Below are 18,620 nucleotides of genomic sequence, written 5' to 3' on the forward strand. Positions count from 1 at the left end.
TAAAAAATTATAGACTTGCTCTAGCGTTACCAAGGAATTGTAGAGGCTAAGGTTATGAAGCTAACGGATGAACAAATTGCTTACTGCATGGAATGCGGAGTCTGTGCCGGGAGTTGTCCTGTAACAAGAAATTATGAGGATTTTTCTCCAAGGCTTGTTATTAAGCGCCTTCTTGTCGATCGGACAGATGAAGTAACTCGGTCGCCTGTTATTTGGCGCTGCATTACCTGTGCCAGGTGTAGCGTTCGTTGCCCGGCTCTTATTGATATACCCAGAGTCGTTAATGAGTATCGGGAAAAAGCCAGAAAAGGGGGGGCGCTTCCCCAACCAAGCCATCATGAAGTCCTTCATATCATACCCAGGCTTCAATTAAGGTCTCCTGCACAAAGGAGAACTGGCTGGGCGTCTCAGTGGCGAGTTAAAGAGCAGGGAGAATATTTCTACTTTGTAGGCTGTGCTCCCTACCTTAACTCAGTTTTTCAGTATCTAGAAATCCGTCCGATGAATGTCCCTGAAGCTGTGCTAACACTGCTGAATGCCCTGGGGATTGAGCCTGTAGTTAGTAATGAGGAAGTCTGTTGTGGGCATGACGCTTTGTGGACCGGTGATGAGGAAACGTTCGTTAAGCTTGCTAAGAAAAATCTGGATGCTGTAAAGCGTTCGGGAGCTAAAACCGTTATATTCTCCTGCCCGGAAGGATACCTTACTTTCAAGCAGGAATATCCAAAAATTTTCGGGGAACTGCCTTTTCAGATCGTATATGCTTCGGAGTTTTTCTCTCAGAGACTTGATCAACTGAAAGAACTCTTTTCTAACGGATCTTCCGATGTGTCTGAGCGAGTAACCTACCATGACCCATGCAGATTAGGGCGTTTCGACGGTATTTACGATTCGCCAAGAATGCTAATTGATGCGGTTTCTGGATCAGAGCGCTTTGAAATGGAAAGAAGTCGGGAAAACGCTCTCTGTTGTGGCACAAGTGCCTGGATTGAGTGTTCTTCCTGTTCTAAGGCTATACAGTTTGATCGATTGGAAGAAGCTTTCGACACGGTTTATGGGGAAAACTCCGAAAAGGTTCTTATTACATCTTGTCCCAAGTGCTTTATCCACTTAAGTTGTGCAAAGACGGCGCTTCCGGAGGATCACCGAGCAAAACAGTTAAAGATTGAAGATTTGTTTGTGTTTCTAGCTCGTCACATAGCGAGGAAATAGAAAAAATGATGGGAGATAGAGAACATCACGTTTTGGTTGTTGGTGGAGGAATTGCAGGCATTCAGGCATCACTGGATCTTGCCGAGATGGGCTTTTTTGTCCACATGGTGGAAAAGCTACCTTCAATCGGCGGGAAGATGGCTCAACTTGACAAAACCTTTCCTACTAACGATTGCGCTATCTGAATTCTTGCGCCTAAGTTGATGGATGTCGGTCGACATCCAAAGATAGAACTTCTTGCTTATTCTGAAGTGGAAAGGGTTGACGGGACGGTTGGATCCTTTGATGTGACGATCCGAAAAAAAGCCCGTTACGTGGATGAAAGCAAATGCACGGGATGTGGATCCTGTGCTGAAAAGTGTCCAACAAGGGTTTCCGATCCTTACAATGAAGGACTTGGGGAGCGGAAAGCGATCTATCGCTATTTTGCCCAGGGTATTCCTTCTACATACACTATAGACCCTGATGCCTGCCGTCACCTTGCGGGACTTAGAGCCGAAAAGGAAGGTGTTGGAGGCAAAGTAAAAAAATGCGGCGTCTGTGCAAAAATCTGCCAGGCTAAGGCTATTGATTACTTTCAGGAAGATAAGATTATTCAGAGAAAAGTTGAAGCGATTGTATTGGCTGTGGGGTATGAAGTGTTTAAGCCGGAGGGGATCACTGAATACGGCTATGGTAGAGTGCCAAACGTGGTGACAGCTATAGAGTTTGAAAGGCTTCTTTCTGCAAGTGGTCCTACAGCCGGACATCTTTATCGCCCGGCGGATTTTGTTGGTAAGAAGAAAATGCCTGAGCATCTTCCTCATGCTAAACGGTTAGCCTTTATTCAGTGTGTAGGTTCGAGAGATGGTCGTCGTTCCATTCACTGCTCGGGCTTCTGCTGTATGCACTCGATAAAGGAAGCAATAATCGCCAAAGAACATGACAGCGAAGTGGATGCCTGGATTTTTGGGATGGACATTCGAGCTGTCGGGAAGGGCTTTGAAGAATATCGGCTTAAGGCTGAGCAGATCGGGATAAAATTTGTGCGCAGTAGAGTAGCCGAAATTACAAAGGGGCATAATGGGCTTCCGATCGTATGGTATGAAGATACTATGGCGAGGCGAGTCTATTCCAGAGAATTTGACATTGTAATTCTTGCTTCGGCTTGTCTTCCTCCAAAGGATGCTCCGGTGCTTGCTGAAAGATTCGGTATTGAACTCGATACCTTCGGCTTTATAAAAACACAACCGTTTGCGCCCTTTGATACTACAAGAGAAGGCATTTTCGTGTGCGGTTGCGCTCGCGGTCCAGCCGATATTCCTGAATCGGTGGCTCAGGCAAGCAGTGCTGCAGCTAGAGTTGCCCAGGTTGTGCTTAAAGAGTCAAGAAAGGTGGTAGGGCAATGAGGAAACCAACGCAGAGGCGCATATTGAAACCAGAAGATGTCAGAATTGGCGTTTTTGTTTGCCATTGTGGGTCAAATATTGCTGGTTATCTAGATTGCAAAGAGGTAGCAGACTACGCTGCCACTCTACCGGGAGTTGTGTTTTCCACGACGAACCTCTACACTTGCTCAGAATCGGGCATAGCAGAGATCAAGCGAACCATTGAGGAAAAGAAATTAACTAGAGTGGTAGTAGCTTCATGTTCTCCAAGAACTCATGAACCTCTCTTTAAGAGTTCATGCAAAGAAGCAGGCTTAAATCCCTATCTTTTCGAGATGGTGAATATCCGGGATCAATGTTCCTGGGTTCATATGAATAATCGCGAAGAAGCTACCGAAAAGGCTAAAAACCTTGTGCGCATGGGAGTGGCAAAGGCATGGTTCCTTGAACCTCAGGAAGATATTGAAATGCCTATTGAAGCTAGAGTGGCTGTAATTGGAGGCGGTGTGGCCGGGCTTTCGGCGGCAGAATCCCTTGCCGACATGGGTGTTTCGGTGGTGCTTATTGAGAAATCACCTCAACTCGGCGGCTTAACGCTTCGATTGAATAGCCTTGCACCTCATCTTCATAATCCTGATGATCTGCTGAAACCTCTTATAGAGAGAGTAGAACATCATCCCGGGATTAAGCTTTATAAAGAATCATCTATCAGAAGTATTGAGGGGTATGTTGGAAATTACCGTATAGAGCTGGACACTAAAGATCAGGGTGTTGTGCGGGAATCCGTAAGTGCGGTTGTAGTTGCTATTGGTGCTAAGCCATACATGCCAGATAGGGGAAATTACGGGTATGACGGCGAAAAAGTTATAACCCAGTTTGAATTAGAGCAGAAACTAAAAGACGGAAGTATCGGAAATGATATTCGCCATGTTGTGATGATACAGTGTGTTGGAGCTCGATCTACAAAGGAAGGTGAAAAGACTTACTGCGGTCGTATCTGCTGCGCCACTGCCGTAAAGAATGCCGTTATATTGAAAGAGCGCTTTCCTGATATAAAAGTTTCCATCTTGTATCGAGACATGCAGACTTACGGATCCGAATTTGAGGCTATGCTCTGGAAGGCTCGCTCCATGGGCATAAAATTTTATGTTTATGATCAGTTAGATCCTCCTACGATAAAAGACAATACAGTGCTGGTTAAAAGCAAAGTTTTTAGCGACGAAGTCCAGGAACTTCCTGTCGATCTTGTTGTTCTTTCCACTCCCCTTGTGGCTTCCGATGAGGCAACAGGGATTGCTGGATTTATGCGCATTCCAACCGACGCAAATCACTTCTTCCTAGAAGCTCATGTCAAACTGAGACCCCTAGATTTTGCCACTGATGGAGTCTTTCTCTGCGGTAGTTGCCGTTTCCCGTGCACGGCTGAGGAAGCTCGCATTCAGGGAATGGGAGCGGCTGCCAGAGCGGTATCGCTTCTTGCTAAAGGAAAAGTTGTTTCCAGTGCTCTCGTGGCAGAAGTGGATGCATCTACCTGCTGTGGTTGCCAGGGTTGCTTGAGGATATGTCCCTATGGGGCGATTACTTATGATGAAAATAGACACGTGTGTCAGGTTAACCCGATATTGTGTAAAGGATGTGGTGCCTGCACTGCTGCCTGTCCGTCCCAGAGCGTTCAACTGAAGGGATTTAAGCCCAAACAGCTTCTTTCTCAAGTGCGCGCAACAATGGAATCTCTGAGGGAAATGTTTGTGAGTTGCGAATTATAAGGGGGAACAATGGAAAAGATTTTTAAGCCAACCATATTGTGCTTCTTCTGCACGTGGTGAGCATACGCAGCTGCTGACCTGGCTGGGGTCAGTCGATTGCAGTATCCACCCTACATAAGAGTTATAAGGGTTATGTGCTCTGGGAGCGTCTCGCCTCATCATGTATTGAGAGCTTTCCAGGAGGGGGTGGATGGAGTGCTTATCGGAGGATGTCGATTGGGCGATTGTCACTATCAGACGGGAAATTATATGACTGAAAAGCGAATGCGGCTTTTGAAAAAACTTCTGCCTTTCTATGGTATTGAGCCTGAACGGTTGAGAGTGAGGTGGGTTTCTTCAGCGGAAGCTTCCGAGCTTGTGGAAACAATCGAAGATTTTACAAATGAGCTGATAAAACTCGGTCCTTCACCGCTGAGACAGAAAGAACGAGAAAATGCAAATCTTCTTGTTTGTGAGCAATGTCAGTGAGGGATTGTAACAATGTTTGAACGTGAGGAAGCTCAGGTGACCAGACAGATATTAGATCAGGTTAAAGCTTACGTTAGGGATTTATTCGAAAAGGGAACAATACAGGCATTTATCGGGTATAAAAGGGAAGGGGGGCACCCGATACCCGCCCTATTTAAAGATGTCGCTGAGTTGGATGCCCTGGATCTCGGCAATGACGAGAATTATGGTGATGTAAGGTATCCCTTAAGTGATGTTTGCAGGCGGCTTTTAGAAGTTTATCCTGATGGAAAGATTGGAGTGCTGGTTAGGGGTTGCGACGAGCGAGCGATTGTAGAAATGTCCAAATGGAATCAAATCTCCATTGATAGACTTGTTATTGTTGGTATAGCCTGCTCAAAAGAATGGGTTAACCGCTGCGGTTGTAAAAAACCCTATCCTGACGCTTTGATTGCGGGAACTCCAGTGACTGAAGAAATCCGTCATGATGCCTTAGAACTGCTAGAAGAAAAATCCTTTGCTGAAAGGAAAGCTTTCTGGGATGATGCTTTTTCCCGATGCATAAAATGCTACGGTTGCCGAAATATCTGCCCGGTCTGTTTCTGCAAGGATTGCTCTTTAGAAGATCCACTTCTTGTAAAGCCTGGTTTTACACCCGCCGAGTTCCCAATTTTCCATCTTGTTAGAGCCGTTCATATGGCGGGTAGATGTATTGATTGTGGTCTCTGTGAAGAAACGTGTCCAGCAGATATACCCTTAAGAACTCTTTACCGAAAGATTAATGCTATAGTTAAAGAAGAATTCGGATATGAAACAGGTGTAAAAGATGACAGTGTGTGCCCACTTAACACTGTCGCATAAAATTTATCTACGAAATCTTTGACGAATCAATTCCCGTTCTTCGGGAGTGAGTTCTTCCCATCGTTTTAGCTTTTCTCGAATATATCTTTGATCTTCGGGCGGCAACTGCTTCCACTCTTCGTAACGTTTCTGGATGAGTTGCTGCTCCCGAGGAGGTAAATTCTGATAACGTCTCCATCGCTGCCGAAGTTCTTCCCTTTCCCGGGGCGAGAGTTGTTCCCATCGCTGGTAACGATCATATGGCTGCTGAGTATATGGATTCTGGGCAATTTTAATATGGTCTGCTACGGTGACGTAGCTGAAAGAAGATCCATAGGCATAGTTTTGGACAATCGTAAATAGGGCAAATATCAAACTTAATGTTAGTATCCGACAGATCCTGCCCGTCATGATTGGTTCTCCCATCCTTCGTCCAGCACTTTTGTGAGTTTTTCAATACTGTCGAGTTCTTCAAGCATATCGATGTGAGCGATTACGTTGAGATCTTCAGGTGAAATGTTTTCTTCCTGTTGAATATTGGCAGTTGTTAAAAAGGATAGGGAGTGATCCCGCAGTTTCCACCATCCCCCGACTGTAATGATCATAACGCATAGTCCTACAGCTACAGGTTTCAGTAAGCTTGTAAAGACTGATTTATGTTTTGGTTTTCGTATGGCTCTGGTTAGTCTGGCAATTTCCCAGATGTTCAGCGGTTCCGGTTCTGAAAAAGTTTTTAATTTCCGATAGAATTCCGACAGCTTTGTGACTCTTTCCATGCATACTTCACAGGAGGTAATGTGATTTCGGAAAAAAGATTCGCTTTCCGGAGAAAGTTCACCCATCAGCGCCAGAGTAATAAGTTCATCTCGCTTATCTGGAGTGTAAATACAACTTTTTAACTTCATTCTACCCACTCCTTGAGCTCTTTCCTTAAGGTATGTAAGGCTCTAAAAAAATGGGTTTTAACTGTTCCTTCAGCCATACCGGTTACTTCCGCTATCTGAGCAAAGCTCATGCCGTCCAGCATCCTGAGTTTGAATACGATTTCTTGTTTGGAAGAAAGTTTCTTCATAGATTTAGCAAGGGCTTCCTTTAGTTCCTGCCTCTCTAAATTACTCAACTGCAATGCTTCAACTTGTTCGGTTCGATCAGGTGATCGTCCAAACATTTCCAAAAATTTTTCATGTAGCCATTTCCTCCGCCGCTCTTGCAGGTAGAGATTAATCATAATTCGGTAAATCCAGGTATAAAGGTCGCTTCGGTTATCGAACTGAGGAAGTTTTTCCCACACCTTCAGGAAGACGTCTTGAGTGAGGTCAAGGGCGGCTTCTCGATCGAAGTTGCATAAGCGATAAGCCCCGGAGAATATACGATCGCGATAGACCAGGAAAATCTCCTCATAAGCTTCAGCATCACCGCCCTTGGCTCTTTCCAGGGTATCTGCATCAATTTTGGAACAGGCAACACCTGTTCTTATGAGCACATCAGCCTCGCTTTTTAGTTGCAGTTGCTAGAGCCGTCCTCCAAATCCGAAATTCAAATACCATCCACCCGTGGGAGCGTAAAGATTATATCCGGGATAATATCTTGGATATGGACGATAGTAAACCCTTGGGGGTGGTGGGCAACAAGAGGGGCGACAGTATGAATAGCAATGAACACAGCACCGATATTTTGGATGGTGATAATGATGCTTTTCAACGACCACAACATTAGGGGCACTTCCGTAATAGTAACCGCCCTGGACAACCACTCCTCCTCTACCTGCTTCACTTGAAGTTGCAAAAAACAACAGCAAGGCTGCCAAAGCGGCTATGAAGGTAAAAACTCTAATTCGTTTCATTTCTAGTGCCTCCTCTCATAATGATGTTTTCGCCTTTAAATGTTGCATTCTTTTAGATGTTTCTGGTCAGAAAAAGTTTACGGGAGGGTTAGAAAAAATTATGAGGCTTGAATAAACTTTCCAAGGAGCGACGCAAAGGTCGCTCCTGTTTTCATGACTGCTCTGGAAACAGACAACGTAGGGATATATGTTCCAATAGATTATTATTTTTCTGCTTCGAGACGTTCCTTTATGAGCATAGCAACTTTTTCGCCGGAAAGAAGCATCCCACCAAATATGGGTCCCATGCGAGGACCACCAAAGGTAGCATTGGCTGCCATTCCTGCCACAAAAAGCCCGGGAAACACTTCTCTGGTGTTTTCCAGAGTCAGCTTTTCTGCTTTGTCTGACCACATAGACTTTTCACCCTCAATGTTGCCACTTGGCGTCATAAGCCGCCCCGGAACTTTTTTATGAACTACCTTTACGACTTCTGTATCATGTCCTGTAGCGTCCACAACATACTTTGCTCTTATTGCAAGTGGATCTACATGAAGCCCTGCCATTTCCACAGCAGTCCAGTTTATAACAAGTCCAACTATCCTTTCCGGTCTTATAACCACGTCCTCCACAGAAACGCAGTTGAATATGGTCACTCCTGCTTGAACGCACTTTGCGGCTAGCATGCTCACGGACTCAACGGAATCCGCCGTAAAATAGTTTTCGCGAAAATGACGCACTCGAACACCAAAATCTTCAAGAATCCGCTTTGCCTCTTCCTGAACCACAATGTCATTAAAGAGCATTCCTCCGCCCCACATGCCTCCGCCAACACTGAGCTTCCGTTCATATATCGAGACCTTATAACCGGCTCTTGATAGATAAGTTCCGGCTACAAGACCAGCTGGACCGGCTCCCACAATTGCAACATCAACTTCAAGATTATTAGTGAGTTTTTCCATGTATCGCTCAATGATGGCTCTGGTAATCATAATTTCGTTTAATTCGGCGGTTACCATGTTTTGCTCCTTTCTTAAAAGCTTGGTGTTTTCCAATTACAAGGTGTAATTAAGTAAACCGATAAAGGTCTGACGTGTCCTGTTTTGACAATAACTTCCCCTCACCCCCTTTTTCAATATACCTCTGGGTAGCAAATCACTATGACAGAAATCACAGAACTTAATCAATTCCAAAATGTAACTATCTGAAAAATTGGGGAAACCTGATATAAGTTGCTATACTTTAGAAGTCGTGCCCTAAATGAGGTAAACAGTTACCCGAGACCCTTCATCAAGTCCTTCACTGTGTTCATCTATGGTTATAAACCCGTCAGCTCTTGTTAGAAGAGACACCATGCCAGATTTTCCAAAGACTGGTTGAGCCACCCATTTGTTGTTTTCTTTCGTTAACTTAACCGGCACGTAATCTTCTCTGCCGTGAACGGATGGAACTCGAACCGATAAAACAGCCTCAACCGTTCCCTTTGAATATGGAAAATTTGGATGTGCTCCCTGAATCACCTGCAAAAAGGGGCACACCAGAGCAAACATCACCGTTAGCGCTGAGGCTGGCTGTCCCGGAAGTCCCCAGAGGTATGTTTTGCCGCTTGTAGCAAGGATCGTAGGCTTTCCTGGTTTTAAGGCAACGCCATGAAAAAGGATGTGACTTTGGGGGAGTTCCTTAAGAACTTCGAGGGTAAAATCCCGGATCCCGACGGAACTTCCACCTGAAAGCAGGACAACATCGTGAGTTTCCACCAGTTCGTGGCAAATATCTCTAAGGCGTTGTTTGTCATCGGCCACAAGGACTTGAGTTCCGACTTCGGCGCCAACTTCTTCGCAAAGTCCAGCAATAAAAAGAGAATTGACGTCTCTCACAACCCCCACAGGAAGGGGAGTCTTTGTCGTGTAAGGAACTATTTCATCACCGGTTGAAATAATTGCCACCTTTGGTTTTCTATAGACTCTCAGTTCGCAAACCCCAAGAGATGCCAGGACACCTATATCTTGTGGCTTCAAAATTCGCCCCGCCTTAAAAACCTCGACACCTTCTGGGATGTCTTCACCCACAGATAATACGTGTTCACCTGGCGCAACCGGTTTGTAAACTTCTATGCTCGATTCGTCTATCCGTTCAGTGTGTTCTATCATAACGACCGCATCGGAACCTTCCGGTAACGCTCCCCCTGTCGAAATGGCCCCGGCCTGGTTAGGTTCCACCGTAAAAGTTGGCGATTTTCCCATTTCTACCGATCCAACAACTTCCAGAAGAGCCGGAAGCGATTCGCTTGCTCCGAAAGTGTCTCTGGCTCTTACAGCGTATCCATCCATTGTTGCACGGCGAAAGTGCGGCACCGGTTCTCCAGCAAAAATCGTCTCTGCTAGAATCCTTTTGCAGGCTCGATCAAGAGGCACGGTTTCCACGTCCAGAGGTTGAAAATCCTCAATCGTTTTGATGACTTCTTTGACTGAAAGAACTTTTAGGAACTCCACTGCAACTTTCTCCATCCAGAAGGTTAATAAACCAGAGCGGGACACATAGCCCCGCTCCGGCATGTTCTATTGTATAGAAAATTTTTCGCACCTGCTAGGATAACACTTTTGAAAAAACTTCTTTACAAACAACCCCCAGGTTTCCGAGGTTTTTAACTACTGTAATTCCCGCCGCTTCCATTGCAGCAATTTTTGCCTGAGCCGTCCCGCTCGAACCACTTATGATAGCTCCTGCATGCCCCATACGGCGTCCTGGTGGAGCTGTAAGACCGGCAACGAAACCAACAACTGGTTTGGTTACATATTGTTTTACGAACTCCGAAGCTTCTTCTTCAGCCGATCCGCCGATTTCTCCAACCATGACGATGCCCTTTGTTTCAGGATCATCCTGGAAAGCCTTAAGACAATCGATAAAGTTTGTGCCGTTTATGGGATCTCCACCTATTCCTATACAGGTGCTCTGCCCAAGTCCCTGAAGAGTAAGCTGATGGACTACTTCGTAAGTCAATGTTCCAGATCTGGAAACTACTCCAATGTTGCCTGGTTTGTGAATATGTCCGGGCATAATACCAACCTTTGCCTGTCCGGGAGTTATAATGCCCGGGCAGTTGGGACCTATCAGCCGTGATGACGAACTCTTAAGCGCTCCTTTGACCTTCATCATGTCAAGGACCGGGATACCTTCTGTTATGGCAACGATAAGAGGCACGCCGGCGTCTATAGCTTCCAGAATAGCATCAGCTGCAAAGGCAGGTGGCACAAAAATTAGAGAGCAATTAGCTCCTGTAGCTTTTACAGCCTCTTTTACCGTGTTAAAAACTGGTACTTCATCCATATATTGTCCACCTTTTCCGGGTGTCACGCCGGCTACAACTTTTGTCCCGTAGGCTATACACTGCCTTGCGTGAAACTGTCCTTCTCTTCCTGTAATACCCTGAACAAGCACTCGAGTCTCTGAATTAACCCATATACTCATGGTTTGTCTCCCCTTTGTCAGTCATCCTTCTGTTGTTTCAGGATTTGACTATAGCCGCTATTTTCTGGGCTGCATCGTTAAGATCCGTAGCCACGATAAGATTCAAACCTGATTGCTGAAGTATTTCCCTGCCTTGTTCTACGTTAGTTCCTTCCATCCGGATGACCACAGGCACTTTTACTTCGACTTTCTTAGCTGCTTCGACAATTCCCTGAGCCAGCACATCGCATCGGAGTATTCCGCCGAAGATATTTATAAGCACAGCTTTTACGTTGGGGTCGCTCAGGATGATCCTGAATCCATTTTCAACCATCTCGGCGCTGGCTCCACCACCAACATCTAGAAAATTTGCGGGTTCTGCTCCTGCAAGCTTAATAAGATCCATGGTCGCCATGGCAAGACCGGCACCGTTCACCATGTTTCCAACGTTGCCGTCCATTTTTATGTAGTTGAGATTATATTTGGAAGCTTCCACTTCGAAGGGGTCTTCTTCGTCGAGATCCCGGTAAGCCAGGATGTCTTTGTGTCGAAACAGTCCGTTGTCGTCGAAGTTAACTTTGGCATCCAGAGCAATAAGGCGCCCATCCGAGGTTATTACCAGGGGATTTATTTCCACGAGCGAACAGTCATAGTCCATAAAAAGACGGTAGAGACTCGAAACCATGGAAGTGAATATTTTGGCTATATCTGGTGATAGTCCCAGCCCGTAAACTATCTGGCGTGTATGGAAGGGCTGGAGACCTATAAGGGGATCCACGTAAACTGTTATGATTTTCTCTGGTTCTTTTGCCGCTACTTCCTCGATGTCCATACCTCCGGCAAGGCTTGCCATCATGGCTATGGTGCCGGTTCGGCGGTCGGGAAGCATCCCAAAGTAAAGTTCCTGAGCGATAGGAAGTCCTTCTTCCACGAGGATCTTTCGAACGATTTTCCCTTCTGGTCCTGTTTGATGAGTCACAAGCCGCATACCAATGAGTTCACCAGCATACTGCTTGACTTCATCTTCTGACCGAGCCAGCTTTACTCCCCCACCTTTGCCTCGACCACCTGCGTGAATTTGGGCTTTAAGAACCACCGGATAAGAGCCAAGTGATCGAGCCACAGCCAAAGCTTCTTCGACCGTAAATGCCACTCCCCCTCTGGGAATCGGTACACCATACTTTGAAAAAAGTTCTTTTGCTTGATACTCATGGATCTTCATCGCAACATGCTCCTTTTTCCTGGGAAGACCAACATTTAACTATACTTTTTACGTGCGTCCACAATTCGGTGGGTTTAATCATATTGAAAACTTTTTAATTGGTCAAACTGATTTGAAAGTTTTAAACTGAATCAAACCTGTCCATGTTCTATTTGTGGAAATTTACCGCTACTCCCTTAATGGGGGTTGTCCGCAAAGTCCTCTAACAAAGGCTCTCACGTTTTTGCCCAGCACATCATGATTGTATCCGCCTTCCAGCACACCAAAAGTTCCTGCTCCAATCTCTCTTGCCCTGGTGAAAATCATTCTGCCAATCTCGTAATAATCGTCCGTTGTAAGGAGACCACCCCAGTCCTGAATGTGATTATCAAATCCCGCTGAGACTCCAATTACGTCCGGAGTAACTTTCCAAAGGGTAGTTCTTATTGATTCCAAATAGGCTTCCCGGGATGATGACTCAGGATTGTGAATTGTGACATAGTCCTTTGATCCCAGGATGTTTACTGTGCCATCTCCGTAGTGGAGATCGAAATCCAGAATGTGAGCCGACCGAATTTTTCCGCTGTGCTTCAGGAATTCTATGGCGATTGCCATATTGTTAAAGAAGCAAAATCCCCATGAACTGTCTGCGGAAGCGTGATGACCAGGGGGGCGAATGACCGCAAAGGCAGGTTCTGTCATTCCGATTTCCGCTGCTTGAATGGCTCCCCCTGCTGCCAGAGCAGCGATATTGTAAAGTCCGTGACGAGAGACACGGTCTATGTGATCCTTTGTGTGGACTCGAGCGATATCGTCCCATCCTGCAGTGAGAGCCTCGACGAACTCATAGTTTTCTTGCTTGAGTTCATCCAGGATTGGCTCGAGGCGTCCCGCTGCCGCTGCTGGATCGCGAGTATAAGGTCTTAAAAAATCCTGATGTGTCACGATTTTCATACAAATATCCCTCCAGAATAGGGTTGTAAAATCTCATTCCCCTCCGTGCCCAGCGTGATTTTTCTTGTTGTGAAAACACAATAACCCAATTTTCCCTTTTTTCATAGCGTTAAGGATAACATCGTGGTCTGGTTGAGATGGGAAAAAGCGTATTAGAGCTCTAAACTAGAAGCCATTTCATAAATATTTTCGCAAAAAGAGAATGATGCGGGCAAGCTGCACGAAGCCAAGGTAGTTTACCAAATGGCACTCATGAGGGATCCCCAGCCGTCGAAGGACGGGAAAAAGGTTGAAGTGCATGCTACGCTTAATGGCTGGAGGCTTACAATCTCCAACTGAGTGCCAAAACTCTTTGTGACGTAACCACTCCGGGCGGGTCTAATGACCTGTTTGTAGTACTTTTCCTTCCTTGCATCCAGTTTTGCTTGGTTTTCGTAATTTGGCGATTAACGGAACGACGAGTTTGCAGTCATGATAATAGAAATCGCCCCAAACAAAATTTATTATTCTAAGCTAAAAAAAGCCTTTTGGGAAAGATAGAACCGAGGGTGTTCTAAAAACTAGATAATCGAGGTATAAGTCTATGGATACCCCCGGATAAGTGGGGCAATAAAAGTTTTAATGTTGAGAGGGATGTAAAATTAGAAGAAGCAGGCTTAGTCTAGAAAGAATCTTTCAAATAGTTGTGAGCATCATAAAAGAGGAAGAAAGGATCACCTCTCGAGGGCGTCCGAGGATTTATTCTGAGGCCTTTATTGTATCTTTGTTTTTATACCAGACCCTGAACAACTTATCATATCGAGAAGTGCTGGAAGAATGCAGGAGGGTATACGGTAAGAGCCCTGGGCTTTATACTTACTACTACCGTGTCAGGATGCTTTCTAAAGAGACACTGAAAAAGCTCCTTAAAGAGATATGCCGAATAATACTGTCCAGAGATAGGATTATAAAGTTTGTTATTTCTGATGGCACTGGTTTTGGTTTTAACGAGCTGTTTCCATTAAAGTTCTTAAGGGGCATGGAAATCAGGAAGGTAAAATCTCATGTAGTTCTGGTGACTTCATCTGGCCGGAGAGTTGTTGTTGCGGTTGAAACGGGAAGTTCCTATGCCAGTGAAGTAAAACTTCTTATTAAAGCACTGGATCAAATTGATTGGTTAGAGCTGGAAGGTCAGAGCCTTATAGCGGATAAGTGCTATGACAGTATCGGTTTGATTCCTCTGAGGAAAGTCTCCAAGGTTCTTTGGGAAAAATGGGGACACAACAGATATCTTATCGAAAGTTTATTTGGGACAATAAAACAAAAAATAGGTTCTCATTTCAGGGTAAAGATAGAGGATATAGCTCAAAAAAGGGCTCTGGCTGCCTTCGTGCTTTATAACATGTATCTTCTGATTACCATCCTTCTTATTTTATTGCTGTTGCAAAGGGCTAATTTTCGGGTGAGACATTTTGATCTCAAATATTCAAACACGGGTATTCGGATATCTCCATAAAAGAAGTTTTTAGAACACCCTCCAGACACACTTGACTAAACACTGTGCATTTTTGATATAATTTCTTACCTTCCAAAATCCGTAGAAGTATTTGCTTCGGAAGAGGGAAAATTCCATGAAGGAAATAATCGCTCACGGTAGTCTATCCCTTCCCACAAAGCAGAGCAAATTATCCTACCTTACTCCTAGTTTTCTTATTTTGAAGCGGCATACTGGCGCTGGTTTGATGAGGTCTCCACAGAGAGAACTCGGCTCCACAGAACACGTCACGTGTCCATATTCCTGCTTCTCCGCTGGAAGTTTCCGGAGTTCAGAGGAAAGCTCTTCAATTTCACGGAGAAAGCTGTCTTTTACTGTTTCACACAGTGCTATCGTGAGGCTGACATTCAGTCTCTCTCTCTCTCTCTCTCTCTCTCTTATCCATATATTCTCCGCCGTATAAGAAGCATCGAAATGCTAAAAACAGGCGTCCCGCTGACGGTCGTCCACGATCAGCTTGGGTACGCCTTATTCACCACAACTCTGTATCTTCGCATGTCACAGGAATAAGCAAAGTGAATCATGAAGCAGAAAGGGGTTCTTTGATTTGCCTTCAGATCCCCTCTGCTTCGTGTTGATGCAATCACAAGAAGGGGAAGTTAGCCAGGAACTGTTTAACTTCATTGAAAAGGAGGAGCTTATGAAACTCAGTTCCAAGGTTATGGGAGGGTTTGGTATTGCCGCTGCCATTACTCTTTTCTTGGGAGTGGTCGGGTGGATTGGGTTGCAAAGGCTCATAGTCAGCCTCAATGTCTTAAAAGATGATGTTATCCCTTCTATATCCCCCATAGGCGACATAGAATCAAACGCAAAATCTCTTCCAATTGCTGCAAGAACTCTTATGAACCCCTTGCTGTCTAAGGAAGATAGAGCAAAGCAATTTACCCACATGGAAGAGGCTAAAAAGAATATTGAAAAGGCAGTGAAAGACCTGGAAGCTGTCCCCCATAAAACAGCCAGCAAAATAGAACTGGAAAAGCAGCTCAAGACAAAGATCAGCGATTATATTGCTTTAGAAAACCGATTTGTTCAAATGGCAAAAGATGTGGAAGCCACTGGAGTCACAAACCCTGTGGAACTTATTAAAATGATTGAACATTTCCAATTTATTCATTACCAGACCATGCTCAGGGTAGCGGATCTTATTGCCCTGAAAGAGGAATTCGAGGGAGGAGAGGATGCTTCCCAATGTGAGTTCGGCAAATGGCTGGCTTCTTTCAAGACAGACAGCGAGAACATCTCAAAGATTCTGAACCAAATAGCCCCTCTCCACGAGGAATTCCATCGGGCAGTTAAAAAAGTCAAAGATGCGGTGAAAAATGGGGATTTAGCGGCTGCCAGCATGATATACAAAACACAGCTTAAGCCAGCAGCAAACTCCACCTTTGAACACTTCGACAAGATGATCGAAGTAGCAAACAAGAGCGAACAGCTTTATAAAGAAATGATCAGATACGGCATGGAAGACCTGGTAGTAAGACAAAACGAACTTGTTAATGCGATCGCAAAAATTGTAAAAATCACCGAAGAAGAGAAAGATATTGCCGTTAACGACGCAAAATCCGTTACCAGGTCATCCAGGACACTTATCATAGTTGGGACGGTAATCGGCGTTATTCTATCCATAGCGCTGGGAATCTATATTGTCACTTCAACCACGAAAGTGCTCAGGCGAATTGCAGAGGGTCTTTCCGATGGATCAGATCAAGTGGCGGCAGCTTCGGCTCAGGTTTCCTCCGCCAGCCAGAGTCTCGCAGAATCCACATCCCAACAGGCAGCGGCAATAGAAGAGACATCATCAGCCATGGAAGAAATGGCTTCCATGACTCGCCGGAATGCGGATAACGCTTCGGAAGCTGAACAGCTCATGACAGAGGCTCGAAAGATAGTCTCTAGCGCCAGTGATTCTATGGACACTCTTGCTGTGGCTATGGAGGAAATAAACCGAGCGAGCGAAGAAACATCTAAGATCATCAAGACCATTGACGAGATAGCCTTCCAGACCAACCTGCTTGCTCTGAATGCCGCCGTTGAGGCTGCGAGAGCTGGTGAAGCTGGAGCAGGCTTTGCAGTGGTGGCCGATGAGGTAAGGTCTCTTGCCATGAGAGCAGCCGAAGCGGCAAAGAACACAGCAGCATTGATCGAAGCCACAATCACAAAAGTCAAAGCAGGTATGAATGCAACAGAGCAGACAAAAGAGATATTTGCAAGGGTAGTTTCCAGCACAGAAAAAGGCTCAGAACTGCTTGGAGAAATTGCGGCGGCATCTCATGAACAAAGAGACGGCATTGAACAGGTGAACAGAGCCATATCCGAGATGGACAAAGCAATACAGGCGAATGCGGCAAATGCTGAAGAATCCGCTGCGGCAGCGGAGGAGTTGAGCGCTCAGGCGGAGCAGTTGCGATCCTATGTGGGAGAACTTCTGGCACTTATAGGAGGGAGGGATTCTCAAAAAGCAGACTTTTCAAGACCATCAAGAGTAGCACAACCCAGAAAGCTCATGAAAAAATCCCTGACTCTGGCAAAACCTGCTGGAACTGTGAAAAAACTTGCTGCTCCCGAAGAGCCTGCCATCCCTGAAGATTCTGTGAGCTAGAAAGCAGGGATTGGTTTAACAGGGGTACGCTCAGCGTGCCCCTTTCTGTGGAGAAAGTAACCAAAAGATACGAGTGTTTAACCTTAGTCTTAAGGAGAACCGATATTGAAAGCCCCTAGAGCCAAAGTGCTGGTTGTGGACGATGACCCGGTTATCCTTAAAGTGATAAACTCTTTTCTAACCCCTAGAGGTTACTTGTGCTTCTTGTCCTCCGCCCTGGACGAAGCTCTCAAAATCGCAAGTCAAAACCACATTGATGTAGCCGTTGTGGACGTCCTTTTGGGCGAAAAATCAGGCATTGATCTCATACGAACCCTGGGGAAAGTCTATCCTAAACTTCCATATATTGTCATCACAGGTCTTGAGAATGAAGAAACGTTTAGTCTTGCTCTGGATGCGGGTGCCTACGGCTACTTATTAAAGCCATTCAGCATGTTTGAGTTGCTCGCAAGCATCGAGGGAGCTCTCGGAAGGCATCGATTGGAAGATCTAAAAGACGACTATAAAGATAATTTCCTGAAAGCACTTAAGAAAACAGAAAGTCTCAGCGTATCCTTAGATCTCCAGAATCGAATTACAGAGGGCATAATCAAAGCGATAGGAGAACTTGTAGATGTTCGTGATCCATATACAGCAGGGCATCAATACCGGGTGGCATTTCTTGCTCGAAGTATAGCCCAGATCCTTGGGCTTCCGGAGGAAACAATGAATGCCGTCTATCTGAGTGCTCTGCTGCACGATATTGGCAAAATAGCAGTGCCAGCGGCAATTCTGATGAAACCGACAAAACTGGATGCTGTGGAATTTGAACTTGTGAAACGCCATCCGCGAGTAGCCTTCAACATTCTAAAGAATATTCCCTTTACTTTCCCCATTCACGAGATTGTTCATCAGCATCACGAACGTCTGAATGGATCTGGTTATCCTGAGGGACTGAAAGGAGACAAAATAAGGCTTGAAGCCAGAATTCTGGCTGTTTCTGATGTTGTCGAGGCCATGATGACCCACCGTCCATACAGACCCGCTCTTGGAGAGGAAGCGGCTCTTGATGAGATCTGCAGCAACAAAGAAAAACTCTACGACCCTGATGTGGTATCAGCCTGTATTGAGCTTTTTACATCTCACGGCTTCAAGTTTTTGCGCCACCAGGAGTCATCATGGAAATACTGGAAAGATACCAATGACAAGGGATAAGTGAAATTTTCCAGACATTGTTCTTGATGGCTTCAAAGATAGGACCTCCTTCTATTTCTCCAGCGGCTTTTCTTACCCTACTGTAGGTCGCTCTTTATTCTGAACTTTAAAAACCGCCTTTTTCTATCCAACAGGATTTTATCGAAAACTCCGCAAGAAGACTCCATCTTCGAATTGCGGGGCAAAATGTGAGGGAATTAGGAACTAGGAATTGGGAATTGGGGAGTTGAGAATGCG

General features: G+C 45.3%; 17 protein-coding genes. 8 read left to right on the top strand and 9 right to left on the bottom strand.

Annotated elements, in window-relative coordinates:
* Window positions 1–54 precede the first annotated feature (54 nt).
* Genes WHS38_07860 through WHS38_07880 form a run of 5 tightly spaced genes read left to right on the top strand, consistent with a single transcriptional unit; the run spans window position 55 to window position 5,653 of the window.
* Window positions 55–1,212 (top strand): (Fe-S)-binding protein, encoded by a 1,158-nt coding sequence (locus WHS38_07860; GenBank protein MEJ5300889.1) that lies wholly within the window; start codon window positions 55–57, stop codon window positions 1,210–1,212.
* 8 nt (window positions 1,213–1,220) lie between these two features.
* Complete coding sequence (locus WHS38_07865) at window positions 1,221–2,600, top strand: CoB--CoM heterodisulfide reductase iron-sulfur subunit A family protein (GenBank protein MEJ5300890.1); 1,380 nt, start codon at window positions 1,221–1,223, stop codon at window positions 2,598–2,600.
* Window positions 2,597–4,345: a CoB--CoM heterodisulfide reductase iron-sulfur subunit A family protein gene (locus WHS38_07870; GenBank protein ID MEJ5300891.1), complete on the top strand. Its 1,749-nt coding sequence runs from the start codon at window positions 2,597–2,599 to the stop codon at window positions 4,343–4,345. The genes WHS38_07865 and WHS38_07870 overlap by 4 nt, the downstream gene beginning before the upstream one ends.
* 9 nt (window positions 4,346–4,354) lie before the next feature.
* Window positions 4,355–4,813 (top strand): hydrogenase iron-sulfur subunit, encoded by a 459-nt coding sequence (locus WHS38_07875; GenBank protein MEJ5300892.1) that lies wholly within the window; start codon window positions 4,355–4,357, stop codon window positions 4,811–4,813.
* Between the two features lie 12 nt (window positions 4,814–4,825).
* Window positions 4,826–5,653: a 4Fe-4S ferredoxin gene (locus WHS38_07880; protein ID MEJ5300893.1), complete on the top strand. Its 828-nt coding sequence runs from the start codon at window positions 4,826–4,828 to the stop codon at window positions 5,651–5,653.
* A 3-nt stretch (window positions 5,654–5,656) separates the two neighbouring features.
* Here WHS38_07880 and WHS38_07885 read toward each other — a convergent pair whose 3' ends face one another.
* From WHS38_07885 to WHS38_07925, 9 genes are all read right to left on the bottom strand, one after another.
* Window positions 5,657–6,043 (bottom strand): DUF3106 domain-containing protein, encoded by a 387-nt coding sequence (locus tag WHS38_07885; GenBank protein MEJ5300894.1) that lies wholly within the window; start codon window positions 6,041–6,043, stop codon window positions 5,657–5,659.
* On the bottom strand, window positions 6,040–6,537 hold the full coding sequence (locus WHS38_07890; protein ID MEJ5300895.1) for a zf-HC2 domain-containing protein: 498 nt from the start codon (window positions 6,535–6,537) through the stop codon (window positions 6,040–6,042). The genes WHS38_07885 and WHS38_07890 overlap by 4 nt, the downstream gene beginning before the upstream one ends.
* Complete coding sequence (locus WHS38_07895; protein ID MEJ5300896.1) at window positions 6,534–7,115, bottom strand: RNA polymerase sigma factor; 582 nt, start codon at window positions 7,113–7,115, stop codon at window positions 6,534–6,536. The genes WHS38_07890 and WHS38_07895 overlap by 4 nt, the downstream gene beginning before the upstream one ends.
* Window positions 7,116–7,142: 27 nt before the next feature.
* Window positions 7,143–7,475 (bottom strand): hypothetical protein, encoded by a 333-nt coding sequence (locus WHS38_07900; protein ID MEJ5300897.1) that lies wholly within the window; start codon window positions 7,473–7,475, stop codon window positions 7,143–7,145.
* A 203-nt stretch (window positions 7,476–7,678) separates the two neighbouring features.
* On the bottom strand, window positions 7,679–8,473 hold the full coding sequence (locus WHS38_07905; GenBank protein ID MEJ5300898.1) for a sulfide-dependent adenosine diphosphate thiazole synthase: 795 nt from the start codon (window positions 8,471–8,473) through the stop codon (window positions 7,679–7,681).
* A gap of 237 nt (window positions 8,474–8,710) precedes the next feature.
* The gene (gene glp / locus WHS38_07910) at window positions 8,711–9,946 is read right to left on the bottom strand and encodes a gephyrin-like molybdotransferase Glp (GenBank protein ID MEJ5300899.1); all 1,236 of its coding nucleotides are present in this window, start codon (window positions 9,944–9,946) and stop codon (window positions 8,711–8,713) included.
* 94 nt (window positions 9,947–10,040) lie between these two features.
* Window positions 10,041–10,922: a succinate--CoA ligase subunit alpha gene (sucD, locus tag WHS38_07915; GenBank protein MEJ5300900.1), complete on the bottom strand. Its 882-nt coding sequence runs from the start codon at window positions 10,920–10,922 to the stop codon at window positions 10,041–10,043.
* 37 nt (window positions 10,923–10,959) lie between these two features.
* The gene (gene sucC, locus WHS38_07920; GenBank protein MEJ5300901.1) at window positions 10,960–12,123 is read right to left on the bottom strand and encodes an ADP-forming succinate--CoA ligase subunit beta; all 1,164 of its coding nucleotides are present in this window, start codon (window positions 12,121–12,123) and stop codon (window positions 10,960–10,962) included.
* A 168-nt stretch (window positions 12,124–12,291) separates the two neighbouring features.
* Window positions 12,292–13,056 (bottom strand): histone deacetylase family protein, encoded by a 765-nt coding sequence (locus WHS38_07925; protein MEJ5300902.1) that lies wholly within the window; start codon window positions 13,054–13,056, stop codon window positions 12,292–12,294.
* A gap of 685 nt (window positions 13,057–13,741) precedes the next feature.
* Between WHS38_07925 and WHS38_07930 the strand changes: the two genes are divergently transcribed.
* The 3 genes from WHS38_07930 to WHS38_07940 all read left to right on the top strand — a co-directional run bounded on the left by WHS38_07930 (window position 13,742) and on the right by WHS38_07940 (window position 18,383).
* Window positions 13,742–14,551: an IS5/IS1182 family transposase gene (locus WHS38_07930; GenBank protein ID MEJ5300903.1), complete on the top strand. Its 810-nt coding sequence runs from the start codon at window positions 13,742–13,744 to the stop codon at window positions 14,549–14,551.
* 679 nt (window positions 14,552–15,230) lie between these two features.
* Window positions 15,231–17,189 carry a methyl-accepting chemotaxis protein gene (locus WHS38_07935; protein ID MEJ5300904.1) on the top strand — a complete coding sequence of 653 codons (1,959 nt, stop codon included), beginning with the start codon at window positions 15,231–15,233 and terminating at the stop codon, window positions 17,187–17,189.
* Between the two features lie 105 nt (window positions 17,190–17,294).
* Complete coding sequence (locus WHS38_07940) at window positions 17,295–18,383, top strand: HD domain-containing phosphohydrolase (GenBank protein MEJ5300905.1); 1,089 nt, start codon at window positions 17,295–17,297, stop codon at window positions 18,381–18,383.
* Window positions 18,384–18,620 lie beyond the last annotated feature (237 nt).

The organism is Thermodesulforhabdaceae bacterium, from assembly GCA_037482015.1.
In the GTDB taxonomy this organism is placed as follows: Bacteria; Desulfobacterota; Syntrophobacteria; order Syntrophobacterales; family Thermodesulforhabdaceae; genus JAOACS01.